The organism is Celerinatantimonas sediminis, assembly GCF_046054195.1.
Taxonomy (GTDB): Bacteria; Pseudomonadota; Gammaproteobacteria; order Enterobacterales; family Celerinatantimonadaceae; genus Celerinatantimonas.
In genome coordinates this window covers 167736-194019 of record NZ_JBEQCS010000008.1, presented here as the reverse complement: position 1 = coordinate 194019, position 26284 = coordinate 167736, and the positions used below count along the sequence as shown (strand labels likewise).

25 protein-coding genes and 2 tRNA genes are annotated in these 26284 nt (G+C 43.7%); 13 read left to right on the top strand and 14 right to left on the bottom strand.

The genetic code is table 11. From position 1 onward, the window contains the following. Positions 1-163: 163 nt before the first annotated feature. The 4 genes from ABTQ23_RS11635 to ABTQ23_RS11620 all read right to left on the bottom strand — a co-directional run bounded on the left by ABTQ23_RS11635 (position 164) and on the right by ABTQ23_RS11620 (position 3095). Positions 164-586 carry a hypothetical protein gene (locus ABTQ23_RS11635; RefSeq protein ID WP_408615902.1) on the bottom strand — a complete coding sequence of 141 codons (423 nt, stop codon included), beginning with the start codon at positions 584-586 and terminating at the stop codon, positions 164-166. A gap of 16 nt (positions 587-602) precedes the next feature. Next, complete coding sequence (locus ABTQ23_RS11630; protein WP_408615901.1) at positions 603-1094, bottom strand: GNAT family N-acetyltransferase; 492 nt, start codon at positions 1092-1094, stop codon at positions 603-605. A 388-nt stretch (positions 1095-1482) separates the two neighbouring features. Beyond that, on the bottom strand, positions 1483-1986 hold the full coding sequence (locus ABTQ23_RS11625) for an REP-associated tyrosine transposase (RefSeq protein ID WP_408615900.1): 504 nt from the start codon (positions 1984-1986) through the stop codon (positions 1483-1485). A gap of 146 nt (positions 1987-2132) precedes the next feature. Further along, positions 2133-3095, bottom strand: a complete 963-nt coding sequence (locus ABTQ23_RS11620) for a hypothetical protein (RefSeq protein ID WP_408615899.1) — start codon at positions 3093-3095, stop codon at positions 2133-2135. 358 nt (positions 3096-3453) lie between these two features. Between ABTQ23_RS11620 and ABTQ23_RS11615 the strand changes: the two genes are divergently transcribed. Genes ABTQ23_RS11615 through ABTQ23_RS11605 form a run of 3 tightly spaced genes read left to right on the top strand, consistent with a single transcriptional unit; the run spans position 3454 to position 8223 of the window. Continuing rightward, positions 3454-4401 carry an ABC transporter ATP-binding protein gene (locus ABTQ23_RS11615; protein WP_408615898.1) on the top strand — a complete coding sequence of 316 codons (948 nt, stop codon included), beginning with the start codon at positions 3454-3456 and terminating at the stop codon, positions 4399-4401. Continuing rightward, positions 4391-7285, top strand: coding sequence for a Gldg family protein (locus tag ABTQ23_RS11610; RefSeq protein WP_408615897.1), 2895 nt, complete (start codon positions 4391-4393; stop codon positions 7283-7285). The genes ABTQ23_RS11615 and ABTQ23_RS11610 overlap by 11 nt, the downstream gene beginning before the upstream one ends. Positions 7286-7287: 2 nt before the next feature. Beyond that, positions 7288-8223 carry a DUF4340 domain-containing protein gene (locus tag ABTQ23_RS11605; RefSeq protein WP_408615896.1) on the top strand — a complete coding sequence of 312 codons (936 nt, stop codon included), beginning with the start codon at positions 7288-7290 and terminating at the stop codon, positions 8221-8223. Between the two features lie 386 nt (positions 8224-8609). On the opposite strand, the gene ABTQ23_RS11600 is transcribed toward ABTQ23_RS11605, so the two are convergent. The 3 genes from ABTQ23_RS11600 to ABTQ23_RS11590 form a co-directional block, all read right to left on the bottom strand. Then, positions 8610-8750: a hypothetical protein gene (locus tag ABTQ23_RS11600; protein WP_408615895.1), complete on the bottom strand. Its 141-nt coding sequence runs from the start codon at positions 8748-8750 to the stop codon at positions 8610-8612. A gap of 881 nt (positions 8751-9631) precedes the next feature. Continuing rightward, positions 9632-9707, bottom strand: a tRNA-Asn gene (locus ABTQ23_RS11595). Between the two features lie 7 nt (positions 9708-9714). Continuing rightward, positions 9715-9790, bottom strand: a tRNA-Phe gene (locus ABTQ23_RS11590). Between the two features lie 230 nt (positions 9791-10020). Here ABTQ23_RS11590 and ABTQ23_RS11585 point away from each other — a divergent pair. Next, entirely contained in the window at positions 10021-11208 is a 1188-nt protein-coding gene (locus ABTQ23_RS11585) for a class I SAM-dependent rRNA methyltransferase (RefSeq protein ID WP_408615894.1), read from the top strand. A 754-nt stretch (positions 11209-11962) separates the two neighbouring features. Here the strand turns inward: ABTQ23_RS11585 and ABTQ23_RS11580 are convergent. Together ABTQ23_RS11580 and ABTQ23_RS11575 are read right to left on the bottom strand one after the other, a co-directional pair. Next, positions 11963-12454: an Lrp/AsnC family transcriptional regulator gene (locus ABTQ23_RS11580; protein WP_408615906.1), complete on the bottom strand. Its 492-nt coding sequence runs from the start codon at positions 12452-12454 to the stop codon at positions 11963-11965. A gap of 293 nt (positions 12455-12747) precedes the next feature. Next, positions 12748-13710, bottom strand: coding sequence for a phospholipase A (locus tag ABTQ23_RS11575; RefSeq protein ID WP_408615893.1), 963 nt, complete (start codon positions 13708-13710; stop codon positions 12748-12750). A gap of 118 nt (positions 13711-13828) precedes the next feature. Here ABTQ23_RS11575 and ABTQ23_RS11570 point away from each other — a divergent pair, with 118 nt between their 5' ends. Next, a complete protein-coding gene (locus ABTQ23_RS11570; protein ID WP_408615891.1) occupies positions 13829-14311 on the top strand; it encodes a DUF6942 family protein in 483 nt (160 codons plus the stop codon). Between the two features lie 61 nt (positions 14312-14372). Further along, positions 14373-14993: a riboflavin synthase subunit alpha gene (locus ABTQ23_RS11565; RefSeq protein ID WP_408615889.1), complete on the top strand. Its 621-nt coding sequence runs from the start codon at positions 14373-14375 to the stop codon at positions 14991-14993. Between the two features lie 111 nt (positions 14994-15104). Here the strand turns inward: ABTQ23_RS11565 and ABTQ23_RS11560 are convergent, their stop codons facing one another. Next, positions 15105-15827 carry a UTRA domain-containing protein gene (locus ABTQ23_RS11560; protein WP_408615888.1) on the bottom strand — a complete coding sequence of 241 codons (723 nt, stop codon included), beginning with the start codon at positions 15825-15827 and terminating at the stop codon, positions 15105-15107. 229 nt (positions 15828-16056) lie between these two features. Between ABTQ23_RS11560 and ABTQ23_RS11555 the strand changes: the two genes are divergently transcribed. Genes ABTQ23_RS11555 through ABTQ23_RS11530 form a run of 6 tightly spaced genes read left to right on the top strand, consistent with a single transcriptional unit; the run spans position 16057 to position 21299 of the window. Beyond that, a complete protein-coding gene (locus ABTQ23_RS11555; protein ID WP_408615887.1) occupies positions 16057-17109 on the top strand; it encodes an ABC transporter substrate-binding protein in 1053 nt (350 codons plus the stop codon). 9 nt (positions 17110-17118) lie between these two features. Next, positions 17119-17937, top strand: a complete 819-nt coding sequence (locus ABTQ23_RS11550) for an alkaline phosphatase family protein (protein ID WP_408615886.1) — start codon at positions 17119-17121, stop codon at positions 17935-17937. Beyond that, positions 17934-18767: an ABC transporter permease gene (locus ABTQ23_RS11545; protein ID WP_408615885.1), complete on the top strand. Its 834-nt coding sequence runs from the start codon at positions 17934-17936 to the stop codon at positions 18765-18767. The genes ABTQ23_RS11550 and ABTQ23_RS11545 overlap by 4 nt, the downstream gene beginning before the upstream one ends. Continuing rightward, positions 18757-19536: an ABC transporter permease gene (locus ABTQ23_RS11540; protein ID WP_408615884.1), complete on the top strand. Its 780-nt coding sequence runs from the start codon at positions 18757-18759 to the stop codon at positions 19534-19536. The genes ABTQ23_RS11545 and ABTQ23_RS11540 overlap by 11 nt, the downstream gene beginning before the upstream one ends. 9 nt (positions 19537-19545) lie before the next feature. Next, positions 19546-20565 (top strand): ABC transporter ATP-binding protein, encoded by a 1020-nt coding sequence (locus ABTQ23_RS11535; RefSeq protein ID WP_408615883.1) that lies wholly within the window; start codon positions 19546-19548, stop codon positions 20563-20565. Positions 20566-20621: 56 nt separating this feature from the next. After that, positions 20622-21299, top strand: a complete 678-nt coding sequence (locus ABTQ23_RS11530; RefSeq protein WP_408615882.1) for an HAD family hydrolase — start codon at positions 20622-20624, stop codon at positions 21297-21299. A 6-nt stretch (positions 21300-21305) separates the two neighbouring features. Here ABTQ23_RS11530 and ABTQ23_RS11525 read toward each other — a convergent pair whose 3' ends face one another. Beyond that, on the bottom strand, positions 21306-22766 hold the full coding sequence (locus tag ABTQ23_RS11525; protein WP_408615881.1) for an ATP-binding cassette domain-containing protein: 1461 nt from the start codon (positions 22764-22766) through the stop codon (positions 21306-21308). 143 nt (positions 22767-22909) lie between these two features. Then, the gene (locus ABTQ23_RS11520; RefSeq protein WP_408615880.1) at positions 22910-23398 is read right to left on the bottom strand and encodes a glutathione peroxidase; all 489 of its coding nucleotides are present in this window, start codon (positions 23396-23398) and stop codon (positions 22910-22912) included. Positions 23399-23949: 551 nt separating this feature from the next. Between ABTQ23_RS11520 and ABTQ23_RS11515 the strand changes: the two genes are divergently transcribed. Further along, positions 23950-24651 (top strand): MaoC family dehydratase, encoded by a 702-nt coding sequence (locus ABTQ23_RS11515; RefSeq protein WP_408615879.1) that lies wholly within the window; start codon positions 23950-23952, stop codon positions 24649-24651. A gap of 83 nt (positions 24652-24734) precedes the next feature. Here the strand turns inward: ABTQ23_RS11515 and ABTQ23_RS11510 are convergent, their stop codons facing one another. Together ABTQ23_RS11510 and ABTQ23_RS11505 are read right to left on the bottom strand one after the other, a co-directional pair. Continuing rightward, on the bottom strand, positions 24735-25454 hold the full coding sequence (locus ABTQ23_RS11510; protein WP_408615877.1) for a YjjG family noncanonical pyrimidine nucleotidase: 720 nt from the start codon (positions 25452-25454) through the stop codon (positions 24735-24737). Further along, positions 25455-26030 (bottom strand): TetR/AcrR family transcriptional regulator, encoded by a 576-nt coding sequence (locus ABTQ23_RS11505; protein ID WP_408615876.1) that lies wholly within the window; start codon positions 26028-26030, stop codon positions 25455-25457. It lies immediately after the preceding gene. Between the last annotated feature and the right edge of the window lie 254 nt (positions 26031-26284).

The window sequence follows — 26284 nt, the reverse complement described above, 5'->3', positions numbered from 1 at the left end:
GTGATTTTTGGCGAAACCATTATAACAGCCCCATTTGCTGCTTGCTTTTTATACCGCAAAGATCAACACGCTCTAGTTATTGTTTAACTTAGATTTTCTATGACACATCTTTTCTAGCTTTACCACAGCGCTAAAGCTCAAAAATCATCATGCGCATATAGAGTTACGGCAGTTGGTAATGGTTTAACCGTTTACCAAAGACTTTGGCACAATCATCGCTGCAGATAAAATGGCGATTCTCTGTTCCTTTAATACCACGACTTAAATAGCCAACGCCAGCGGCTGTCACCATCCACTGCTGAATATCCCCATCAACCATTAATAAGCCATGGTAATTACAGGATGAATTTTGAGCCACCTGATGAAACATTTTTGGCGAGACACCTTGCGCATGTTCAAAGAAGCTCACCACATCGGCAGGAGAAAAGCGAAAACTCTGACAACGCGGATCGGGAGCCGCCTGTTGATTTTGCCCCCACTTCATCGTCATCACCCGATATTGCACTGGTTTATTTGGCGCAGCACTGCAGCCCACTAACGCCACAAAAGCGGATAGTATCAATAATGCAACGAGCAATTTCTTCATGCTTTTCCCTATATTTTTAGGCTGCAGTTGAGCTGAATGATTCAGCCCAAAGAGGCACTGGCAGCGGACAGACCATTTTCCAGCCATCCTCATCATCAGGATAATATTCGCATAACAGGTGAGTCCAGCGAAAACCATTTCGCTGGTATAACGTCAATGCTGCACGATTACTGCAGCGCACTTCCAGAGCAAGGGCTGGATATCCCAATGATGCCATTAAAAACTGGCCATGCGCGAGCAGTGATGATGCGATTTTCTGACGACGAAAAGCAGGCAAAACGGCTAAAGCGTATAATCTTGCTCGGCGCGGAATATTGGGCGTTAAATAAATAGCATACCCAACAAAGACATCATCTAAGAATGCGCCCCACACCTGCGCTTTAGCCCGCGTTAATAGATATCGTAGTTGGCGACGTTTAATCTGCCCAATTAAAAAGCAATTCTGTTCAATATCGATTAATGCATTGAGATCATCAACCGTGACCCGGCGAATTTGGGTTTGCATCATAGTGAGTATAACTTGAGCCCATCTCAAGTCGCGTTAAAGATAATCGTTGGGCCATTTTTGTCATTACCCGGGTGAAAAATCAATAAATTTTTAACCCAGAGCGGCGATGATAAGGACAATATCCGCATACTCCCCGGATTCCGCTTCGCTCCATCCGGGCTACGAAAACCTGTGGAACATCGCAAAATCACCACCATCAATGTAGCCCGGCAAAAGCGAAGCAGATGCTAGGAAATAACCCAAATCAACACACGAGCATCAAACTAGCTCGCATAATCTCGGGTTCCATTTCATTTCACCCGGGCTACAAAACCTGTGGAACATCACAAAGATCACCACCACCAATGTAGCCCGGCAGGAGCGCAGCGGATGCCGGGATAAAAATACCCTATTCACCAAAATACCCATCCAGTTCTTCACCTTGCCAAGAATCCGTTAAAATCCCTCGCTGGACATATTGGTGAAAGCTTGAATATGGCCAATCTTTAACAAATTTCACCAGATGATGTTTATACGGATTGCGATGAATATAATTGATGTGCATTAACCAATCTCGCTCATCACGAATACAGTGTTCCCAATAGCGAGATTGCCAGATAGATTTATGATTTTTACCTACGTGTTGGTGAATCAATAAAGAAAATCGACTTTTAATTGATTGAATCAATTTAGGGAAATAGGTTGTATCGTTTGGAAGCTGCACCAGCAGATGAATATGATCAGGCATAACTGATATTGCCTGAATATGGCATGGATAACGGGCCAGAGCATAATGAAAGGCATCTCTTAATAAATCTATTTGCTCCGTTAACAATTTGAGCCGACGGTCTTTAAGCGTTAGCGTAAAAAAATAACATCCGCCCGGAATAAAAACGCGTCTATAGTTAACCATTTTTTTTAAAGTTTATTGATAGAATTATTTTTAATAAAATAACAAAAATTTATAAAAAATAAATGCATCAACCCTACGGATTAAACAAACAGGGCAAACAAGCCCATATAAATCCCCGGATGCCGGGGAGAACCAAATCAATCCGACTATTTAGGTTCTTGCCAGTGGCCTTTAAGCTCTGAGTAACTTAACGAGAACTCTTCTTCGCATGGGGCCATGGCATGAGAGTATTCCGGTTCGATCACAACGCCTTTTTCAGTTAATCGCCAGTGAATGTACTTCCAAACCTCAGTATCGCTAAAATAGTCACATTCTTCGTTCAGGTTTTTATCACCTTGATATTTTGCTTTTAACAGCGCAAAAAATTGAAGCCCCGGGAATCTATCAGTGATCTTTTTAAGCTGTTGATTGGTTTTTAAATCATAACTGTACATCTCTTGGCCATGCTCAGGATGAGCACCATAGCAGGAGATATCATAGCCAAGACTAAAACTGAGATATCGACCATTTACAATATGAAAATCGTTAATCCAAAAACCGGCATCTTCACATTGCAGCGCTGCCATCACATAAGTCATATACAGCGATTTAAACTGCGGCGCCAAAAATTGCAGCTGTGCCTGACTAAAACCTTTACCAGGGCGCAAAAAACTCATGTTTGAATGGGTTTCTTTTATCTTATCAAAGTGATACTGACCAAAGCTTTGGTGGCCTGTGACAATAAATTGCAAATGCTGGTGCTGGTAATCATCAATACTCTGCAAAGTTGGCTTAAGTTTAACAGGCAGTTTTGTCTGCTTATTTTGCCAAGTTCCTTCAAGGTTCTTACCGACAAAATGCAACTCAAAGAGCTCTTTTTTCTCACTCGGCTCACTGTAATATTGATAAAGTGTTAATCCAGTTCCACTTTTTTCTAAACGAAGATGGGTCTGTTTTAAATAACGGGTATAAAGATAATCAGCTGCATTATTCCAGTCGCTACCATATTTACTCACGCTCAGCATAATTGGGTAGTTTCCCAACGTACCTTGATAAGTCAATGTATCAGCCAGCGCGCTTGCCACTGTGCCTGAGCAGAGAATCAACAAAAAGAGGATTTTTTTAACCATTGGTTTCATCCGTGAACTGAAAAGATTGATTGAACAAATGTAATAAGCTCAACTATAAAGCAACTTTTTAAATCATCAATTAGTGATGTTGATAAGCGCTTTATTGATTTATACCTACAACAGCTTCGGCAATAACCATCTAATAACTATAAATTAATTTATATAAACTCAAATTTACGTAAATATTCTGGTTGTTTTCTCTTACTTTTGGAAAGGTAAAAACCGCAAAACAAGCAGGTCAAAATCCAACGAGTCAGGTCTTTTAACCAATCAAGACTTGCTCCTCCCATCACTGCTTGTTGCTCAGCATTATTAATAGTCAATCCCGGAATCACCCAACTGCACTGGAGGATTCAACATGCTTAAAGTTAGCAAGTTGATGCGCAAATATGGACGATTCACCGCGGTCAAGGATGCCACCTTTACAATAGAACAAGGCGAAATTGTCGGTCTACTCGGCCACAATGGCGCTGGTAAAACCACCATTTTAAAGATGCTTAGTGGCTATTTAGAGCCTCACCAAGGTTCGATAGAACTCGATGGCATTGATGTTATTCAAACGCCTAAACAAGCACAGACGCTCATCGGCTATCTACCAGAAAACTTGCCGTTATACGCTGAGATGTCGGTTGCTGAATACTTACATTATGCGGCAACCATTAAAGGCATTGATAACACTCATCGAGCTGGCGAAGTCAAACGCGTTATTCTCGCAACCGATATCAAAGACAAAGCATTAAATCGAATCGATACGCTCTCGCGCGGTTATAAACAGCGCGTTGGCGTGGCACAAGCACTGCTTGGAAACCCTCGGTTTTTAATTTTAGATGAACCCACCAATGGGCTTGACCCCACTCAGACGTTTCAGATGCGCAACTTAATTAAAGAAGTTGCCAAACAAGCCACGGTTATTCTCTCCACCCACATCATGCAAGAGGTTGAGGCGCTTTGCGATCGCGTACTGATTATCCGCGCTGGTGAACTTGCCGTAGATGCGTTTATTGAAGAGCTAAAACAAACCCATCAATTGCTTGTACAAACCACTCTTAGCCTTGCCCAACTTAATGAGGCTCTAGCTGGTATTGATGGTATCGAGGAGATTCGCAGCATCGATAAACACGCCCCAAATTGCTTTCATATCGCGCTTGATGAGCACAGTGCATGGCAAAGTGTCAGTCCACTTATTGCTAAAGCCATCTGCCAACACGGTGAACTGCTGGCTATCGAACCCCAGCAACTTGACCTTGAAGCGCTATTTAAACAGGTGAATGAACAACCAATGGAGAGAGCAAAAGATGTCGCATAATCATTCTGGTTCCGCTTCCGTTGGCCAAATAGCTGGCAAAGAGATTCAACTCTTTTTTACCTCGCCAATCGCTTATCTGTTTCTTGGTGCCTTTGCGGCCATCACGTTATTTATTTTCTTCTGGGCCGAAGCCTTTTTTGAGCGCAACATTGCCGATGTAAAACCGCTGTTTGAGTGGATGCCGGTGCTTCTAATTTTTTTATGTAGCACCTTAAGCATGCGAATGTGGAGTGAAGAGCGCCGCGCCGGCACGCTTGAATATTTACTCACTCGTCCCGTATCACTTAGCAAATTTGTCATCGGTAAGTTTTTAGGCTGCTTAACGCTGCTTATCATTGCCTTAGTTATCACCTTGCCATTGCCAATCACCGTCAGTTGCTTGGGTCAGCTTGACTGGGGGCCGGTTTGGTCTGCCTATTTAGCCACTATTTTATTAGGTGGCAGTTATCTCGCCATTGGCTTATTTGTTTCTTCACGCTGTGACAATCAGATTGTCAGTTTAATCTGCGCCTGTGCTTTAAGTGGTGTTTTCTATCTTTTAGGCTCACCGCTGATTACTAATTTACTCAGCACTCAAAGCGCTGATTTTATGCGTTTACTTGGCAGTGGCTCGCGCTTTAGCTCGATTACTCGCGGAGTGCTGGACCTGCGCGATCTGTATTATTACATCAGCATCATTATCGTCTTTTTATGCCTCAATGGCTTTATGCTCGAAAAAGAGCGCTGGGCAAAAGAGGTGAAAACGCCTCGCCATCGCTGGGCCAAGTGGGCGACAGCATTGGTTGTGATAAACGCTCTATTGGCCAATGTCTGGCTTAGCCAATTAACCGCTCTGCGGGTCGATACCACCCAAGGAAAAATTTATACCCTCTCCAATCCGACCCATCAAATTCTAGATCACCTGCAAGAGCCACTGATGATTCGAGGATTTTTCAGTCGCAAGACGCATCCACTACTGGCACCATTAGTCCCGCAGCTTAAAAATTTACTGCGTGAATATGCTGTCTATGGGCATGATAAAGTTCGCGTCAAATTTAGCGATCCAACGACCAACCAAGCAGCACAAAAGCAGGCGATCAATGAATATGGCATTCGCCCTGTTCCATTTCAGGTGGACAACCGCTACCAGTCATCAGTGGTTAATTCCTACTTTGACGTTGTCATCTCTTATGGCGACCAATACAAAGTTTTGAGCTTTAAAGACTTGATTGCCGCTCGAATGGGTGAAAATGGCAAGCTTGACGTGCAACTGCGCAATCCAGAACATGATATTACCGCAGCCATTGATCACGTCATCAAAGATTACCAATCGTCAGGAAACCTGTTTGATACGGTCACTCGCCACCTCACCTTTACTGGGTATATTTCTGATTCCAGCGCCTTACCCAAACAGTTAGTGACCTATCGGCACAAAATACAGCAAGTACTCAAACCGATTGTTAAACAATCAAATGGCAAGCTCTCAACACTCTTTAAAGACCCATCAACCTCATCTAAACTGGCGAAGCAGTTGAGCCACCAGTTTGGCTTTAAACCGATGACCACTAACCTGCTCAATCAAAATCACTTCTATTTTTATATGACGCTTAGTGATGGCAAGCACAATGTGCAAATTCCACTTGGTAACATCAAAGGCAATGATTTTAAACGTAACCTGCAAGCTGGCATAAAACACTTTGCTCATGGCTTTACCAAAACCATTGCATTAGTGACGCCAGGGCAAGCATCACCTTATTATCGAGGCCCGCGTTATAGCCAGCTGACCCGCTATCTGAGCCAAGATTTTGATGTGCGCAAAGAGACTCTCGCCAATGGCCATGTCAGTGGTGATGCGGACTTGTTAGTAATCGCCGGGGAAAACCAGCTCAATCGCAAGCAGCTATTTGCCATCGATCAATATCTGATGCAGGGCGGGACTGTTATTACTGCGGCATCACCCTACCAGTTGCAGTTTAACCAGTCGGGTATTCAGATGAATCCGCAATCAAGCCTGTTATTAAAATGGCTCAAAGCGCAAGGCATCAATATTGGCAAAAAATTGGTCATGGATCCGCAAAACAGTGCACTGCCTATCCCAGTCACACGCAATGTTGGCGGCGTCCCGATTCGCCAGTTTGATATGATTGATTACCCCTATTTTGCCGATGTTCGCGCTCATGGATTAAATCAACATAACCCGATAACCGAAAATCTTGAGCAGCTTACAATCCCTTGGGCCTCCCCCATCTCAGTGAAAGAGCCAAAAGGGATGAAAGTGGTGAAACTGATTCAAAGCTCAAAAGGCAGTTGGCTCAGCGATAAAACTGATGTGATGCCACAAATTCAAGGCAATCAGATCTTACCATTTACCCCTGAAGGCAAAACTCAATCACAACTGTTAGGGGTTATTGTCAAAGGGCAATTTAAATCTTACTTTGCAGGTAAGCCATCGCCATTGGCCGCGGCTAAAGCAGCCGTGACAAAAGCGACTCAAAATAAAAAATCGGCCAAAGCAGATAAGCACTTGCCAAAACCATCGGTAGAAAGTCAACTCAATCAGTCTTCGTCTTCAGCACGATTGATTGTCGTGAGCTCTTCGGCGATGTTACGCGATGAAATTCTTCAACTTACTGGCAGCGCCAATCGCAGCCGCTACCTCAATAGCCTGAAGCTTATCAACAACGCCGCCCATTACGCATTGGATGATACGGCATTGTTGTCTATTCATTCGCGCTCGCATTTTGATCGCACGCTTATGCCAATGGGGCACCAAGCCCAACTGTTCTGGGAATATCTCAATTATGCATTGGCCGCTATTTTACTCATAATCATTGCCATTATTCGTAAAATACGCCGCCGCTCGGCCATGCGCCGCTATCAGCAGTTACTGGATATTCAGGAGTAATCATGTTAAGAAAAATCACAATATCCTTGGCGGCCTTAGTTGTTATTCAGGCTGCAGTTTGTGCCGGCTTTTGGGTTCACTCATCACAGCTTCGCCAACAAGCGAAGAGACACTCACTGTTTAAGTTTGACACCACTGAAGTCAATTATTTAAGTGTGCAGTCGGCGAAAAAACAGCTCACGCTCAAACGCGTCAATGGTACATGGCAACTGCCAAGTCTTGATAACCTGCCAGCAGATAGTGCTAAAATCGCAAACCTGTTAAGCCAACTGCGCCAGGTTCAAGTCGATTGGCCCATTGCCAACAGCACGAGTGCACAAAAACGCTTTCAAGTGGCAAAGGATAATTTCAAACGCCATATTACTATCAAAGCAAAAGGTAAAACGGTCGCTGATTTTTATCTGGGAAGTGAGCCAAATTACCACCAGCGCAGCTTACGTCAAGCTCAAGATAAAGCGATTTATCAGGTTCATCTAAGCGCATCACCACTTGGCGTTAATGCTCAGCAATGGCTTGATAAAACGCTGCTTGCAGCAACCTGTGACTCGATTAAGGGGCCTTCATTTAGCATCATCAAGCAAAAACAAGTGTGGCGAAATGGCTCGAAACACAGCCATTTAAAAGAGGTTGTCAGTCAAACTCATGCCGCAGAAATTGCTGATGCACTGGCCAATTTAAGTGTGCAGAACGTTGCGAAAATGCCGATTAAGACAGCCGCAGAGCTCACATTAAATGTCACCTCTGGCAAACATGATTATCGCTATCAGCTTTATCATCAAAACAAGCGCTACCAGATTAGCCGAAGCGATTACAAACAGCACTTTGTTATCAACCAGGGACAATATGAGCAGCTTTTAAAAGCCACCGCTCATAACCTGTTTCATCCGGTCAAAGTCAAAGCAAAAAAGAGTAAAGTGGCGGCTACAGGTTCGAAATAACCACCGTGTAATTTAGCTCTCTATCCCGGCAATGCTTGGCAATGCCGGGATTTTTTATTTTATGACTGCGATAGAATCCCCCGAGTGCCCCCGGGTTCCATTTCATTTCACCCGGGCTACGATAATCCTTAGAAAATTCAAGATCACCACCACCGATGTAGCCCGGCAGGAGCGAAGCGGATGCCGGGATTTTCTCCAAATAAACATGCACACATCAGACAAGCCCACATCCCCGGGTTCCATTTCATTTCACCCGGGCTACAGAAACCATTAGAAAATCCAAGATCACCACCACCGATGTAGCCCGGCAGGAGCGAAGCGGATGCCGGGAAATTCCCCAAATCAATATGCACGCATCAAACAAGCCCACATCCCCGGGTTCCATTTCATTTCACCCGGGCTACGAAAACCTGTAGAACACTCCAGATCATCACCACCGATGTAGCCCGGCAAGAGCGCAGCGGATGCCGGGAAATTCCCCAAGTCAACGTGCACGCATCAAACAAGTTCACATTCCCGGGTTCCATTTCATTCCACCCGGGCTACGAAACCCCGTGGAAAATTGCCAAGACCACCACCGATGTAGCCCGGCAGGAGCGCAGCGGATGCCGGGAAATCCCCCAAATTAACACACACGCATCACACAGGCTCATACCCCCGGGTTCCATTTCATTTCACCCGGGCTACGAAAACCTGTAGAACACTCCAGATCATCACCACCGATGTAGCCCGGCAAGAGCGCAGCGGATGCCGGGAAATTCCCCCAAATTAATATGCACGCAACACACAAGCCCACATCCCCGGGTTCCATTTCATTTCACCCGGGTTACGAAACCTGTGGAACATCTCCAGATCACCAGCATCAATGTAGCCCGGTAGGAGCGCAGCGGATGCCGGGAAATCCCCCAAAATCAATATGTACGCATCAAACAAGCTCACATCCCCGGGTTCCATTTCATTTCACCCGGGCTACAAAACCTGTGGAACATTGCCAAGATCCACCATCGATGTAGCCGGCAAGAGCGCAGCGGATGCCGGGAAATTCCCCCAAATTAATATGCTCGCAACACACAAGCCAACATCCCCGGGTTCCATTTCATTTCACCCGGGCCACGATAATCCTTAGAAAATCCAAGATCACCACCACCGATGTAGCCCGGTAGGAGCGCAGCGGATGCCGGGAAATTCCCGAATTCGATACACGAACATCAAACAAGCCAATATCCCCGGGTTCCATTTCATTTCACCCGGGCTACGAAAACCTGTAGAACACTCCAGATCATCACCACCGATGTAGCCCGGCAAGAGCGCAGTGGATGCCGGGATTTTAAGAAGGAACGCAATAACGATAAAATTTTGGCGGGAGAAAAACGACGAAAGCCCGCTTAATAAGCGGGCTTTCTGAATTTGGCTCCTCCTGCTGGGCTCGAACCAGCGACCTGCGGATTAACAGTCCGTCGCTCTACCAACTGAGCTAAGGAGGAATTATTTTGGTGCCCAGAGGCGGAATCGAACCACCGACACGAGGATTTTCAATCCTCTGCTCTACCGACTGAGCTATCTGGGCAACGGCGGCTATTAAACGTTTTAAACGGTCCGAAATCAAGATTTTTTTTACAAAAATAATCTAACAGCGCATTTTCCCATCAAAACGTCGTTTTTATCATCTAGATTGACCAGTTTAAGGCCAACTTTTTATGTCTCTTACCCCAGAATCATCCTCTAGAGTGCTAGTGTGCATTACAATGAAAAGGTATATAATTGCGCGCTCTTAAATGGTCACCACGGCAATAGGTCATGAAACCGGCTCTGTATCTACACCCTAAACGGGAAAAATCACTTTTTCGTCGCCACCCTTGGATCTTTTCTCAAGCAGTTGATCGCCTTGATGGCGAAATGGTGCTGGGTGAAACCGTCTCGATTTACTCAGCAGCTGGACAATGGCTGGCGTATGCAAGTTACTCCCCAAACTCACAGATTCGAGCACGAGTTTGGAGCTTTGATAAACGCGTAAAAGTTGATACCGAGTTTTTTGCACAAAAACTGCAGCGTGCAGCAAAATCACGGTTATTGCTAAACCAGTTTAGCAATACTAACGCCTATCGCTTAGTTGCGGGTGAAAACGATGGTCTGCCAGGGATCACCATTGACCGCTACGCTGATGTATTGGTCATCCAGCTGTTAAGCGCTGGCGCGCAATATTGCAAAGAGATGCTAATTGAAGCGCTTAAAGCACAATACCCTCAATGTTGTATTTATGAACGCTCCGATGTTGATGTGCGCAAAAAAGAGGGATTAGAACCAGTTAGTGGTTTAGTGCATGGCGAACTACCCGCACAACCCATGCAAATTGAAGAAAATGGCTTAAAATTGTGGATTAATGTCGAAACAGGCCATAAAACCGGATATTACCTTGATCAGCGCAATAACCGGCAATTAGTCGGCAAACTTGCTAAAGATAAACGTGTATTGAACTGCTTTAGCTATACTGGTGGATTTGGCACCTATGCGTTAGCTGGCGGCGCGCAGTCCGTAGTCAACTTGGATGTATCCAAAGATGCCTTAGCCATTGCCGAGCAAAATGTCGTTCTAAATCAACTCGATGCCAATAAAATCAGCCATATTCGCCAAGATGTGTTTCAAGCGCTACGTGATTATCAAGGCAATCAAAGCTTTGATTTGATAGTGCTCGACCCACCTAAATTTGTCGACAGCAAAGCACATCTCAAACGCGGTAGTCGCGGATATCAGGATATCAACCGTCTAGCGATGGGGCTTTTAGAATCAGGTGGATTGCTGGCCACGTTTTCTTGTTCAGGATTAATGCCAAAAGAGCTGTTTCAGAAAATTATCGCCGATGCGGCCTTAGATGCCAGACGCAACGTGGTTTTTCTTAAAACCTTAGAGCAAGCTGAAGATCACCCGGTTGCAGGACCTTATCCGGAAGGTTTTTATTTAAAAGGCTTTTTGTGTCAGGTTTTTTAATAAAAACCATTAACAGCTCACATGAGTAAGAGCTAACAAGGTCATTTCCCGGCATCCGCTGCGCTTCTACCGGGCTACATTATTTGGTAGTGATGTGATAGTAACTGTCGATTGGGTGAAATGAAATGGATCCCGGGATAATCTTCAAACTGATATTTCCCGGCATCCGCTACGCTGCTGCCGGGCTACATAATTAGCTTTGATGTGATAACAACCGTAGCTCGGGTGAAATGAAATGGAACCCGGGACACTCTCTAAACAGACATTTCCCGGCATCCACTGCGCTACTACCGGGCTACGTTATTAGCTGTGATGCGATAACAACTGTCGCTTGGGTAAAATGGAATGGAACCCGGGACACTCTCCAAACTGATATTTCCCGGCATCCGCTACGCTTCTACCGGGCTACATTATTAGCTGTGAAGTGATAACAACCGTAGCCCGGGTGCAATGAAATGGAACCAGGGACACTCTTCAAACTGACATTTTCCGGCATCCGCTGCGCTGCTGCCGGGCTACATTATTTGGTAGTGATGTGATAACAACCGTAGCTCGGGTGAAATGAAATGGAACCCGGGACACTCTCTAAACAAACATTTCCCGGCAGCATCCGCTGCGCTTCTACCGGGCTACATTATTTAGTGGTGATGTGATAACAACCGTAGCCTAGGTGCAATGAAATGGAACCCGGGGAGTGCTCGAAAACAGCTCCCCCAATATTTAAGATGCTCCGTTAGCGAGCACCACAATAACTTTAACCTTCTTGCCAATCCTGAATATGAGTCAAAGGCAATTCGGTGTGATCAATAACTGTACGTAAAATAAAACTTGAGCGAACTCCGGTCACGCCGGGAATGCGAGTCAATTTGCCCAATAAAAAATGTTGGAAATGTTCCATATCTGGAACGGTAACTTTAAGCTGATAGTCAGAATCATTGCCTGTGACCAACATACATTCCATCACTTCATCATATTTAGCGACTTCTTGCTCAAAATGCTCGAACCGCTCTGGGGTGTGGCGATCCATCGAAATATGAATATATGCCGTCAACGTTAAATTCAGTTTATTGGCATTAAGTAATGTGACATGACGGCGAATGAAACCAGCATCTTCAAGCTGTTTAACCCGGCGAGAACAAGGAGATGGGGACAAACCGACCCGTTCAGCTAATTCCAGATTACTAATGCGGCCATTTTGCTGCATAACTTCTAGAATTAAGCGATCCGTTTTATCCAACTTAAGCATGACCATTTTTAATCCTTAGCTTCAGGGGGTTATCAGGCCCCAGATTCAAAATCGCCTCACATACTAATGAGCCGATTGGTTAAATACAAACGTAAATAATGATCAAACGAACATTAAAATTCATGAATCAGATGAATTAAATTCATCTATCTAAGTATCGACCTACGTAGCCAAAACACTTCGAATAAATTTTATTTATTAAGCAATACTGCTAAAAAAAATACATTTTTTAGCAGCAAAACTCATTGTATAATGAAACTATAGCCATTACTAGTCAACTTTTTACAAACTCGCTATAACCAGTTCGTCAACATCACGCCAATGCCCAATGATTCGGTGTTCTGGTTATAGTCAATTAATGACTCACCATAGCCGTTAAAATACTGAACATAACCGCGTAATCGCCCCCATAATGGGAAACTGACTCCCACCTGCACCGCACCTTTGTTCTCTTGGCGCAAGTTATTGCGCAGCATCATATCAAAACTTAAATCGTGCCAAACATGGACAACATTCAGCTCGCCATAACCATAGTATTTTTCGATATTTGGATTGTCGTCATTGCTGGCACTTTCGGGGATACGATACCAAGGCTTGATGCTAACAACGTTATGCTCTGATTCAAAAACCATCTCAGCATATATTCGGTTCCAAGAACGAGACTCAGGTCGAGAACGGCCATTGGACTGATGATCAAGCCCTAAGCGCCATAGCGAAAACTTCATCCCTTTTTCATCGCGATTGGGCCGATTAAACTGCATAAACACTTCTGGCTCATAGTTGCTTTCACGAAATGGTGATGAAATTTTTGAATTATAGGCCTGCCAAAATGACTGCTGCGTATAAGCAACCCAAAGGCTACTATTTTTACCAACCACATCATAAGCAACCGGGATTTTAAAACTGACCTGAAACTTAACCTCAGTCGAATCAAGTCGGTCATTAGGGTCATCACTGTCCACATAATTCGCCTGATCGGGATGCGGGGTGTATTTAACCGGCAGCACATAGTTAGGCCGATATGGGGTTATCACAAACGGGTCGTGCTGGGTTTTCTTCTCGCGATCAAGGCGTTGCTGAACTAAACCGCCCGCTTTTTTCGCTCGGGTTTCAATAGCTTCCGGTGCCTGTGGTTCAACAGAAGATGAGGCATCATCGGTTGTGTCAGCCTTCTTTGCCGGCTCTGCAGCCTGCGCGCAATTTAATGCGCTAATAAGCCAAATTCCACCAACGAAGTAATCTAGATATTTACTCATGTGATCCTCTTGTCTTTGAATTTGACTTTATAAAAGTCTGGATGCTAGTTGCCCAAATGTCTTACTCTATAAACCAACCACGCTCTGCTTTTGACAATACAGCCAAGCATACTAAATCATGATTAAAAAAGAATTATGTCAACAAGATAAGCCCAGTTCAATTAATGACGACTTTATCGGCAGTACACAACCGCAAATGGTGATGTATTTGAAAGGTAATTTTCCGGCATTACCAGAACCCACAGCAAAGAGTTGGCTAAAAGAGTTAATCACGCTCAATGGCAATAACTGGCGAAAGATTTTAGTGATTTTTGCCAAGCTTGGTAGCCAAGATGATAACTGGCGCGACTATCTTTATAGCGGCCAACTGCTACGGGAAAATCAGATAAATTTTACTAACCGTTTATACCCATCGGCAAAGGTTCACCTGCTCTGTGGCAAGCAAAATTGGGAGCGATTCGATTGGCACTGTGAGCTTAATCTTCCCGGGCAGCTTTGGCATAAAAATCAAGCGCTGTTGCCTTACCCCGATTACCGCCAATTTCCTAACCATCTTATTGCCCAAGTGCGCCAAACAATGGTGCCTTTTATCACCAATTAACTTAATGTGAACTCTCTGGCATAATTTAAAAATGCTTAGAATTTAAAATGAGGAGTTATCGATGTATAGCGGTATTATTCAAGGGCATTACCCTATCACAGCAGTGAAACATCAACCGGGATTACTCACGTTTGCTGTTAAGTTTCCGCCCTCATTAATGCAAAACCTCAAATTAGGCGCAAGCGTTGCCATTGATGGCGTCTGCCAGACTGTTGCAAAAATAGATGGACAGCAGGTTTTCTTTGATGCCATGCAAGAAACCTTAGATAAAACAACACTTGGCAACTTACATGAGCAAGATAGTGTCAATGTTGAACGCTCGCTTCGTTATGGCGATGAAAATGGTGGCCATGAACTCTCTGGTCATGTCGATGGGCGCTTAACTATTATCGATATTGAACGCCTTGAACATAATTACATTCTCACCCTGCAAGCACCTGAAAATTATCGCAAGTATATTTTTAATAAGGGCTTTTTAGCCATTCATGGCGCAAGCTTAACAGTGAGTGATTACCAACCCAAGCAAGGGCTATTTAAGGTGTACTTGATTCCCGAAACGCTGCGTTTAACCAACTTAGAGCACTTTGACAAAGGTGATGAACTTAACTTTGAAATTGACCGGCGCACGCAAGTTATCGTTGATACCGTTGAAAATTATTTGAGCGAACGCCAAGGCGATTAGCTTGAACATTTAATGCGCTAAGCATTAAAGGTTAGCGAGTATTCACTTTATCTTAGAGCACTTAGTTTCATGAATTTATTCAAAACTAAGCGCTCAAGTAAATTTTAAAATTTATTCATCGATACTTTGAGAGTCAATGCGAATACACACCGCATCGTGACGCCAATATTCAAACTCGCAATCAATCAGTTTATTTTTGCGATTGTAGTTAACGCGAATAATTTTCAGCACCATCTGCCCCGATGCCAAATGCAAGGCTTGCGCGACGTGTTCAGGCGCGGCACAAGGCTGTACATCAAAGCGCGAACGGCTATTTTCATAACCATAATGGCGCTGATAAAGCTCGGTCAAAGATTGGCTCAAATCCTCATTTAAAATATTTGGGAAATACTGACTATTTAGGCAATTTTCCACCAGCAATACGGGCCGCTCATCGATAAATCGGCAGCGCTGAATTCGATAAATTCGAGTTAGCTCATCAAGCTCCATGACCTGCATCAGATCCGGTGATGCCAGCTCACTACTTACGTCTAAAACTTGCGTTCGAGCCTTTCGTTGCTGCTCATTCACGAGCCTATGAAAATGCATGCGACTGAGCGGGTTATAAATGAGTCGAGGATGAGCAACGAACCAGCCACGACGGTCTTCACAATAAATTAGCCCCTCTGCTTGAAGCGAATTCAGTGCATCTTTAATGGTCATGCGCGAAACGTTGAATAATTCACTTAAAGTGCGCTCCGAAGGTAGCTTGCTGCCGGGCTTAAAAACCCCTTGCGCCAACTGTCCGCGGAGCTGACTTCGAATTTTACGAATTCGCGATGCTTTATCCTGCATAAAACCTCAACTGGTCTATACCAATAGAATATTCTGCTAAATCATATTATCAATTTATATAATACTAAATAACTGTGACATTTTTATATAAAAAATATTTGATTGTCCAATAAATACGCTATAAGGTCATAAATATGTCATATTTCTGCATTATTTACGTAATAGCCATTCTTTAAATTATAGGTATTTAAACTGATATAGACCAAAACTAACAAAAAGGTGTGTTTCGATGAAAAAATGGATTCTGATGGCAGGATCGGCAGCATTAGTTGCTAGCCAAATTTCATTAGCATTCGCTAAAGCTCCGGCCGATTTAATTAAGAAAGCTCAGCAAGAAGGTGAAGTTGTCAGTGTTGGGATGCCAGACAGTTGGGCAAACTGGAAAGAAACATGGCAAGACTTAAAAACCAAATACAACATTAATCACCGTGACACTGATATGAGCTCCGCTCAAGAAATTGCCACTTTTGCCTCACAGAAAAACAACGCTACTGCAGATATTGGTGACATTGGCTTCGGGTTTGCCAAAGTAGCCAAAGCCAAAGGAATTCTTCAGCCTTACAAACCAACCACTTGGAATGATATTCCTGACTGGGCAAAAGACCCTGATGGCTACTGGGCAATGGGTTACACCGGCACCATCGCATTTATCGTCAATAAAAACCTCGTGAAAGATATTCCACATAGTTGGCAGGACTTACTCAAAGGCAAGTATCGCGTGACAGTGGGCGATGTCGGTTCAGCCGCTCAAGCAAACAACGCCGTATTGGCAGCAGCGATTGCTAATGGTGGTAGTGAAAAAGATATTAAACCTGCGCTTAAATTCTTCGCTAAATTGGCTAAACAAGGTCGCTTAGCAACCAACGATCCGAGTATTGCCAATATTGAAAAAGGTGAAGTTGCAGTTGGAATTATGTGGGACTTCAATGCGCTGAACTATCGCGATCAAATTGATCATAATAAATTTGCCGTACTTATCCCATCTGATGGCTCTGTCATGTCTGGCTACGTTTCTATCATCAATAAATACGCCCCACATCCATGGGCAGCCAAACTGACTCGCGAATATATCTTCTCTGATGCCGGACAGATTAACTTAGCTCGCGGTTACGCTCGCCCAATCCGGACTGACGTCAAACTACCTGCCGATGTTAAAGATAAATTGTTACCTAACTCAGAATACAAAAACGCTCAGCCAATTAAAGACTTCAAAGTCTGGCAGCAAAGTGCCAAACGTCTTCCACAGCTTTGGCAGAGCCAAGTACTTATCTATCAGCAATAAGAGTTTACTATGTCCAGATCTGTCATTTATATCATACTGGACGGTTTAAGTGATTTGGTAGCCCGGCAAGACATGGGCTACCTGCTTGCACTAACCGAAGCCAACCTCGCCAGTTACTACACGCTTGAATGTGAATTACCCTCAATTTCTCGCCCTCTTTATGAATGTCTACTCACCGGGGCAACCCCTGTTGAAAGTGGAATCGTCAATAATGGGGTAACACGTTTAAGTAACCAAACCAGTATTTTTCATCTCGCTCGCGCGAACGGTTTAACCACGGCCGCCGCAGCTTACCATTGGGTCAGTGAGCTTTATAACCGATCCCCTTATGATGCCAGTCGTGACCGTTTCACGTTTGATGAATCACTGCCGATTCAAAACGGCATTTTCTACCATCAAGATCACTACCCTGATGACCATCTATTTTTAGATGCTGAATATCTACGTCGCCGTTTTCATCCGGATTTATTGTTAATTCATCCAATGAATATTGATGATGCAGGTCACAAATACAGTTTTGATTCCAAAGAATATCGCAATCAAGCACGCATGAGCGATCGCATTCTCTCCGACTGGTTACCAGCTTGGATTGAAGAGGGATATCAAATCATCGTCACTGCGGATCACGGCATGAATGATGATTTTAACCACTGTGGTATTCGAGAAGAAGAACGCCAAGTGCCACTGTTTGTCATCGGCGATGCCTTTAGCCATAACCGTAATATTCAGCCCCTGCAGCGCCAATTATGTGGTGTCGTTGCCGATTTATTAAATATTGAGAATCATCACAAAGAACATAATCCGGCATTACTCAAGGAGTCTCGATGAAGCGTACCAACTGGCGACCGTTGCTGGTGCTCCTGCCGTTTATTGTATTGATTGGACTGTTTCAATTAGCGCCGCTGGTTTGGGTCATTATCAATAGTTTGTTTAACGACTCAGGCAGTTTGAGCCTTAGTAACTATCAGCAAGTACTCACCTCACCTTTTTATCTGCAAGCGTTTGAACACAGCTTAATTATCGCCTTGAGCTCAAGCGTCATTGGCTTGATACTCGCAACCATTGGCTGTGCATCACTGCGCCACACTTCAAAGCGAGTTCGCAATGGATTGCTAGCCTTTGCCAATATGACCAGCAACTTTGTGGGAGTACCACTGGCATTTGCTTTTGTCATCATCCTTGGTTTTAACGGCATGATCACGCTGATTTTGCGCCATATCGGCTGGCTCGGGGGGTTTAACTTATACAACACCAGCGGCTTAACGGTGATCTACAGTTATTTTCAAATTCCGCTGGCGATGCTACTGCTTTACCCAGCTTTTGATGCTCTAAAAAAAGACTGGCAAGAAGCTGCTTTTTTGCTTGGAGCCGACAATAAATATTACTGGCGTCGTATTGCGTTACCGGTGTTAACACCAGCTTTATTAGGCACCTTTATTATTTTAATTGCCAATGGCTTAGGTACTTATGCCACGGTGTATGCGCTAACCTCAGGGAATTATAATATCGTCACCGTGCGCATCGCCAGTTTAGTCTCCGGCGACATTTTCTTAGAACCTAACCTAGCCGCTGCAATCTCCGTGCTACTGATGGTTATTCTCGTCGTCATTACCGTGATTAATCAAAAAGTGATCCAAAGGAGTTATCATGTCAGCTAGTCACTCTAAGCTCTATCACGTTAGCGTGCTTAGCATCCTTTATGGATTATTATTGATCCCACTGCTAGCAACGCTCGTCTACTCATTATGCGATCAATGGGGAGCAACGATTCTGCCCTCAGGATTCACCTTTAAGTGGTATCACCAACTGTGGACCGATCCGCGCTTTTTAACCTCACTTTATCACTCATTAGTCTTATCATTTGGGACGCTGTTTATCAGCGCTGTTTTAATTGTGCCGTGCGTCTTCGTGGTGTTTTATTACTATCCCAAACTCGATACTTGGATGAATGTCTTAACCTTATTACCATTTGCGATTCCGCCAGTAGTCTCATCCGTTGGATTACTGCAGTTGTATTCCGGTGGGCCATTGCCATTAACAGGCACGCCGTGGATTTTAGTCGGCTGTTATTTTGCGATTACATTGCCGTTTGTCTATCGAGCGGTTAATAACAACTTGCAGGCACTTAATATTCCAGACTTGATGGATGCAGCGGCTCTGCTTGGCGCATCAAGCATTAGCGCCTTTATTAAAGTAGTTTTGCCAAATATCCGCAAAGGGTTATTGGCATCACTATTTTTATCATTCTCGTTTCTGATTGGTGAATTTGTCTTTGCCAATATTTTGGTGGGCACATCCTATGAAACGTTGCAGGTTTATCTATATAACATGCGCCAAACCAGTGGCCATTTCACCTCAGCGTTAGTGATGTCTTATTTTACGATTATTTTGTTGCTGACCTTGGCGGCAACCCGGCTCAACCGTTAGGATTTTTTCATGCATTCAGTTGTCATTAACCAATTAGAAAAACGATACGATCAAAAGACTATTTTCTCTGACATTAATTTATCGATTGAAGGTGGCGAATTTCTTACTTTGCTAGGGCCATCCGGATGCGGTAAATCAACTTTGCTGCGTTGCCTGGCGGGGTTAACCGATGTCGACAATGGCCAAATCTATCTATCAGATGAAGACATTACTAACATGGCGCCACAAAAGCGCGGCATTGGGATGGTCTTTCAAAGTTATGCCCTATTTCCTAATCTCACGGTCTGGGAAAATGTGGCTTTTGGCCTGCGCATTCAAAAACAAAATGATGGCAATATTAAAGAAAAAGTTGAGCGTATTCTGGCGCTTGTCGAACTAACGGAATTTAAGAGCCGCTATCCAGCTTCGCTCTCTGGCGGGCAGCGCCAACGGGTAGCCTTGGCTCGAAGCCTAGTTGTTGAGCCCAAAGTATTACTCCTTGATGAACCGCTCTCAGCACTTGATGCCCGAATCCGCAAACATCTGCGCCGGCAAATCCGCTCCATTCAACAGGAGCTCAATCTGACCACAATCTTTGTGACCCATGATCAAGAAGAAGCACTGACGATGTCAGATCGCATTGCGCTGATGAATGCAGGCCAAATCATGCAGTGTGATACGCCAGAGCGGCTTTACACTGAACCTGCTAACCATTTCGCAGCAAGCTTTATGGGCCAATATAATGTCCTTAGTAATCAGCAAGCGCTGCAACTATTGGCCATTAATACCGAAGATGAAGTCGCGATTCGCCCTGAATCGATTTATCTATATGAAGCAAGCCGCCAATACCCTGATTATTTTTCACAAAAGCTTAATGCCACTGTACTTAGCCATCAACTTCTGGGGACGATTATTCGTTATGAAGTTGAAATTGGCGATGTTCAATTAACAGTCGATTTATTGAACCGTCACGCACAGCGGTTAATTGAACCAGGCAAAGAGCTACACTTACTGGTTGATAAATCAGCTATCCGTTATCTAAAAGAGTGACCTTGTCAGATAATGATGGTACAAAAGAGTGTGTAGACGATTGATAGATAAATATTATGCCAAATTCACTGACTATTTTTGACCTGGATGACACGTTGTTAAACGGCGATACCATGGCGTTATGGCATCAGTTTCTGGTGGATCAAAACCTGATTGACAATGGTGAAGAATTTCTTGATTTGGACCGTCAATTCGACGAGCAGTATCGCAGCGGCACCATGGATATAAACGCCTTTTTAGAGTTTAGTCTGACGCCGCTTGGGAAACTCTCTGCAGAGCAGGTTGATCAACTGGTGCAACAATTTATCGACGAGCAGATCAAATTCCGGCTATATCCGCAAGCGAAACGGTTAATTGAAGATCTAAAAGAGCATCACCACCATCTATTAGTGATCTCTGCAACCGTTGATTTTATTGTTCGCCCAGTTGCTAAATTATTTGATATTTCAAATGTTATTGCGGTTAATATTGCTCGCCAACAAGGCGCATATACACCCAGTATCATTGGCACGCCATCATTTGGCGAAGGCAAAGTCGTGCGTTTACAGCAATGGCTAACCACACAAAGCTGGCAACCGGATGTACTGCGCTTTTACTCAGACTCAATTAATGACTTACCGCTGTTAGAACAGGTTGATGAACCTTATGTCGTCAACCCGCATGGAACATTGTTATCGATAGCCCAAAAGCGCAGTTGGCCCGTTATCGAATGGCAACAGGCCAAAGCATCTTAATATCAGCTATTGAACGTTTGAGCTCACTTGCGGATGATATCCCTGCCCATCGGCGGCGGGGATAAAATCAACAAAATGTTCTATCCCGTCAATTGCTTCATCATCATGATGCGACACATAAACCATCTGTGTCAGCCCTTGTTTGGCAATAATAGATAATGCCTGCAAAACAATCTTACGGTTAAGATAATCAAGCCCTTGGCACGGTTCATCAAGCAATAATAAGACAGGGCGTTTAATGAGCGCTCGAGCGATAAGTAACAAGCGCTGCTGACCGTAACTTAACGACTGAAAGCCGGCTTTTGCCAGATTATCCATATGCAATAGTTTCAACCAATTCATCGCCTGCTCGCGCTCACTTGCGCTCGGCTGTTGGTACAAACCAATCGAGTCATAAAAACCTGATAACACAACATCCACAGCTTTTGCATTAATTCGATATTGCAAGTGCAGTGATGAAGACACCATGCCTATGCGCTGTTTGACTTCCCAGATACTTTCTCCGCTGCCACGTCGGTGCCCTAAAATATCAATTTGGTTGCTATAACACTGGGGATGGTCGCCAAAAATCAGATTAAGCAGTGTGCTTTTTCCGCAGCCATTAGGGCCTCGGACCTGCCAGTGCTGATTAGGGCGAATTTGCCAATTAAGATTTTCAAAAATCAGCCCATCATGATAGGCCACTCGGCCATCGTGAATGGCGAATAACGGGTCAATAGCAAGCTTATCATTGACTGTATCACCCGTTTGCAGTGCCTTGGCCAAATCTTTAGAAACGCTGCCCGCAAGCGCCTGCCACTGCAAGCGAAGCGGATGCTCCAGCCATTGCTGTCGATCAAAGCTGCTATGTAAGCGGCCTTCATCAAATAGGCTAATTTTAGTAAAACATTCGGGAAGCTCTTTATCGCGGCTGGTAATCATCAAGATGGTATATTGCGAGCTTAAACGCTCCAGCAATCCACTCAGCTGCTGCTGATAGCCTTTATCAAGCCCTGCATAGGGTTCATCAAGCACTAAGAGTTGAGGATTGGTTAAAATCGCGCGCGCTAGCATCAGCCGGCGAGTCTCACCGGTTGAGAGCAAAAAGAAACCTCTGTCACGCAGCTTTTCTAAGCCACAGTCAACGATAGCCTGCTCCACTTGCTCGCTATTGGAGTTAATCTCATAAAGCAGCTCTAAAACACTACTGCCTGGGTCTACTTCGTTGGTTAAATCTGTCTCATCGGCATCTTTTTGCTCGCTATAAAGCTGCTGCTGCACGCTTAGCGAAACAATCCCAATGCGCGAAGGTAATCCCGTCACTTGCCCTTGAGTTAAACTGGCTTTTTCAAATAACCAGTCAGCAATTAATGACGGTGAATTATCACCGGCGATGACGCAGACATGTTTGCCCGCCTCTATCTGCCAGTCGTCGATGATACAATGTTGTTTTGCTTTTGTTATTTCGACCTGTTTGAATTCAATCATCTGACACCTTCCTGTACATCTGGGTTCATCATAGCGGAAAGTGCCACACACTGGCTAGACACTTAATGAACCAAACAAAAAGCCCGTATGTTATCGATACGGGCTTTCTCACAACGTCCATGTCTTTTACAAAAGAGGCACGGTTAGCTCTGCAGCTCCAACTCCAGCTCATTGACTATCTGCTCTGGTGTTGTCGTTGATGCATAACGATGCACTCGAGATCGGTCACGCGAGACTAAAAACTTCGTAAAGTTCCATTTAATTCGCTGCGTTCCCATGACCCCAGGCGCAGCTTCTTTGAGCCAGACAAATAATGGATGTGTATCTGGCCCATTTACTTCAGTTTTACTAAACATCGGAAAATCAACTTGATAAGTTGTTTGGCAAAACTGTTGAATTTGCACATTACTGCCCGGCTCTTGATGCCCAAACTGATCGCACGGAAACCCTAACACACTAAACCCCTGTTGGAGATATGACTCATGGAGCTTAACTAGCCCCTGATATTGCCCGGTAAATCCGCATTCACTAGCCGTATTTACAATAAGCAAGACCTTCTCGTCAAAATCAGCCAATGGTTTAGATTTAAGGTCTATCGTTTCTAAAATTAAATCTTTTGGAAATGGCTTCATATGTTACCTCGACATAGGTTATAAAACGGCTAACCTGTACTTGCTTATAAAATTATCTATATCATATCGCTGCTCAGCCTAACCCGATATATGAGCATTTTTTAATCAAGTGAGATGGATTAGCTGAAAAAGATGAGTAAACGTTACTCTTTTTTAGTGATCTTAATGATGTTTTAGCACACAATATAGCAGCAGCTGTAGTTTACAGGCGATAAATCAACTTTTCTTTTACTGTTTGGTTAAGTTTTATTCATATTTGCCGATAAACACAGATGATGGGACGAATATGATAGTTGGTACAGTTTTTCATCAAATTTCGTGATTTAATTTTTTTATACCTTATAATCTGCGCGAATGGATGTTTGACTAAACTGTCAGTAAAATTTCCTCTTAAACGAATAAATTTTATATCTCGTTTAAGCATCATGGACGAATCAAGATCCATTTAATATACGGCTCTTGGGTTTAATCAATGTGGTAGTTCGCCCAAAATGTTAACCCATGATGATGCGATAGAGACTAAAAGCGGCCCGAAAGATAGAGGAATTGACATGAAGGTTGTTGATTTTTTGAAGAAAAAGAAAGAAATTCTAGCTCAACATCAATTTGATCTCATCGATTTAAAAGAACGTATTCCCCCTGTTTTACTGGACCATTGGGCTGAATTTTTAAACCGGGCCAATAATATTCAAATTGTAAACTGGGCACGAGAACACCAGTTACTTTCAACCGATGAAAGCAACACTCAGACAAAAACAGTTGAAGCAAGTCCAATTGTTTTACCTGAAAAAGCACAAACACTACTGGCTGAATTAAGCGCACAGTTAAATGAAGAAATTCATCTTGGGCAGTGGCTCACAGTCGATCAGGATCGCATTGACAAGTTTGCTCAAGTCACTGAAGACCAGCAGTGGATCCATACCGATCCGAAAAGAGCTCGTAGTGAATCCCCTTTTAAAACCACGATTGCCCACGGCTTTTTAACACTATCACTATTGCCGGTTTTAACTGAAAGTGTCGACGAATCACAATCGCCTTATCCAGGGGTTCGCATGACGGTTAATTATGGCTTAAATGAAGTGCGCTTTTTATATCCAGTGAAAGCTGGTAGCCGCGTTCGTGCTCGCACCACCTTAAAATCAGTCACGCCTATAAAACGGGGCTTGGAAGTTGTCAAAGAGATTAAAGTAGAAATTGAAGGAACCCGCCGGCCAGCTTGTTTGGCGCAAACGGTTATTCGTTTATATTTTTAAATCACTGTCTATTTTAAATACTTGCCATTTTGCCTTATTGAGTATTTAAAATAGCCCATCTTAAACCGTTCTATTCGAGCGGTTTAATTATTTTTAGACGATGCCAATCCCAATATTTCAGGTAACTGCGAAAGCTGTTGAATTTGATAAGTTGAGCTTTCAGTGTAAGGTAAATTTTTAGGATTAAACCAGACCTGATCGATACCAACACCACGCGCCCCGGCAATATCGGCCTGCAAACTATCACCCACCATCAGACATTGCTTAGCCTGAGTTCCGACTTGATTCATCGCATGTTCAAAAATATCTGCATTTGGTTTACGCATGCCTAACTCATCCGAGATAAACACATGCTCAAAGTAGTCGTCAAGCTTTGCGCTGCGCAGTTTTTGATGTTGAGTCTGGGAAAAACCGTTCGTAATCAAATGCAATTTAAAATGCTGCTTTAAAACAGCTAAACACTCATGACAACCAACAAAAACGCCATCCATTTGCGCGCAATGAGTGATATACCATTGATCAAATTGCGCTGATGACAGGCTCAGCTGGTTTGGGTCAACACCCAATGCCACAAAGGTCTGCGCAAAACGTTCTGCGCGAAGCTGTTCTTTGTCGATTTCACCGGCATTAAAACGTGCCCAAAGCTTGTCGTTAATCGCTTCATAAACGCTAATAAAACGCTCTTGAGAAAACTGTTCCAAAGACAAAAATTGCTGATACAGTCTTTGCAAAACATCTCTGGCATTACGTTCAAAATCCCACAAAGTGTGGTCTAAATCAAAAAAGATATGTTGGTAACTCATCTACTCACAACGCATTAAATTAATTTGTAAATCAATACAGGCATGCAGTGATTTTTCATCTGCCATAAACTGAGGAAACCCTCTAAGACCAAAGACGCTAATCAACAACAACCAAGCGGCATTTTGAGGATTAATTGATGGTTTTAATGAGCCTTGCTCTTTAGCTTTTACCAGCAGCGTTTCAAGACGCTCAAGCAATTCTCGCCAAGGCTGCTCGAGTGCATCACGAATGTCATTATCAACTGAGCTGAAATCTGCCACTGTTCGGCTTAATAAGCAGTGCGGGTGATGCATGCAGAGCTTTTCAGCTAGTTGGTGCAGATAATATTGAATACCATCTAATGGCTCTTCACTGTCTAAACATAACTGGCTTTGCCGCCAGCGACTTTGAATAAACTGATTTAAAGCAGCCAGCAACATGCCCCGCTTATTTTTAAACGCACAGTAAATACTTCCTGGATGCAAACCGGTAGCTTCTTTTAAGTCCTGCATCGTTGTTTTGACATAGCCCTTTTGACAAAACACTTCCATTGCGGCTTCAAGGACTTGCTCGCGATCAAATTCTGCCGTTCTCATAAATTATCAGATATACCGTTAAAAACTTCACCTTCAGGCAAAGGACATTATCTCTTAATGCGCCCACTGTAACGCGGAAAAAGCCAGATAAAAAGCATAAATTATGCCCTATTTGAAACACTCGAACAGATATATATTTAATTTTACAATGTCGCAGACAATATTATGTTTGAGCTAAACCGCCTAACTTTGCTCGCCTGTACCAATCCCTTGGGAATCTGATATAAAGAGTGAGTGTTAAACATTACATGGCA

Coding starts and splice junctions, on each gene's coding strand:
- ABTQ23_RS11635 (WP_408615902.1), bottom strand. CDS start 586: ATGAAGAAATTGCTCGTTGCATTATTGATACTATCCGCTTTTGTGGCG.
- ABTQ23_RS11630 (WP_408615901.1), bottom strand. CDS start 1,094: ATGATGCAAACCCAAATTCGCCGGGTCACGGTTGATGATCTCAATGCA.
- ABTQ23_RS11625 (WP_408615900.1), bottom strand. CDS start 1,986: ATGGTTAACTATAGACGCGTTTTTATTCCGGGCGGATGTTATTTTTTT.
- ABTQ23_RS11620 (WP_408615899.1), bottom strand. CDS start 3,095: ATGGTTAAAAAAATCCTCTTTTTGTTGATTCTCTGCTCAGGCACAGTG.
- ABTQ23_RS11615 (WP_408615898.1), top strand. CDS start 3,454: ATGCTTAAAGTTAGCAAGTTGATGCGCAAATATGGACGATTCACCGCG.
- ABTQ23_RS11610 (WP_408615897.1), top strand. CDS start 4,391: ATGTCGCATAATCATTCTGGTTCCGCTTCCGTTGGCCAAATAGCTGGC.
- ABTQ23_RS11605 (WP_408615896.1), top strand. CDS start 7,288: ATGTTAAGAAAAATCACAATATCCTTGGCGGCCTTAGTTGTTATTCAG.
- ABTQ23_RS11600 (WP_408615895.1), bottom strand. CDS start 8,750: ATGGAACCCGGGAATGTGAACTTGTTTGATGCGTGCACGTTGACTTGG.
- ABTQ23_RS11585 (WP_408615894.1), top strand. CDS start 10,021: ATGAAACCGGCTCTGTATCTACACCCTAAACGGGAAAAATCACTTTTT.
- ABTQ23_RS11580 (WP_408615906.1), bottom strand. CDS start 12,454: ATGCTTAAGTTGGATAAAACGGATCGCTTAATTCTAGAAGTTATGCAG.
- ABTQ23_RS11575 (WP_408615893.1), bottom strand. CDS start 13,710: ATGAGTAAATATCTAGATTACTTCGTTGGTGGAATTTGGCTTATTAGC.
- ABTQ23_RS11570 (WP_408615891.1), top strand. CDS start 13,829: ATGATTAAAAAAGAATTATGTCAACAAGATAAGCCCAGTTCAATTAAT.
- ABTQ23_RS11565 (WP_408615889.1), top strand. CDS start 14,373: ATGTATAGCGGTATTATTCAAGGGCATTACCCTATCACAGCAGTGAAA.
- ABTQ23_RS11560 (WP_408615888.1), bottom strand. CDS start 15,827: ATGCAGGATAAAGCATCGCGAATTCGTAAAATTCGAAGTCAGCTCCGC.
- ABTQ23_RS11555 (WP_408615887.1), top strand. CDS start 16,057: ATGAAAAAATGGATTCTGATGGCAGGATCGGCAGCATTAGTTGCTAGC.
- ABTQ23_RS11550 (WP_408615886.1), top strand. CDS start 17,119: ATGTCCAGATCTGTCATTTATATCATACTGGACGGTTTAAGTGATTTG.
- ABTQ23_RS11545 (WP_408615885.1), top strand. CDS start 17,934: ATGAAGCGTACCAACTGGCGACCGTTGCTGGTGCTCCTGCCGTTTATT.
- ABTQ23_RS11540 (WP_408615884.1), top strand. CDS start 18,757: ATGTCAGCTAGTCACTCTAAGCTCTATCACGTTAGCGTGCTTAGCATC.
- ABTQ23_RS11535 (WP_408615883.1), top strand. CDS start 19,546: ATGCATTCAGTTGTCATTAACCAATTAGAAAAACGATACGATCAAAAG.
- ABTQ23_RS11530 (WP_408615882.1), top strand. CDS start 20,622: ATGCCAAATTCACTGACTATTTTTGACCTGGATGACACGTTGTTAAAC.
- ABTQ23_RS11525 (WP_408615881.1), bottom strand. CDS start 22,766: ATGATTGAATTCAAACAGGTCGAAATAACAAAAGCAAAACAACATTGT.
- ABTQ23_RS11520 (WP_408615880.1), bottom strand. CDS start 23,398: ATGAAGCCATTTCCAAAAGATTTAATTTTAGAAACGATAGACCTTAAA.
- ABTQ23_RS11515 (WP_408615879.1), top strand. CDS start 23,950: ATGAAGGTTGTTGATTTTTTGAAGAAAAAGAAAGAAATTCTAGCTCAA.
- ABTQ23_RS11510 (WP_408615877.1), bottom strand. CDS start 25,454: ATGAGTTACCAACATATCTTTTTTGATTTAGACCACACTTTGTGGGAT.
- ABTQ23_RS11505 (WP_408615876.1), bottom strand. CDS start 26,030: ATGAGAACGGCAGAATTTGATCGCGAGCAAGTCCTTGAAGCCGCAATG.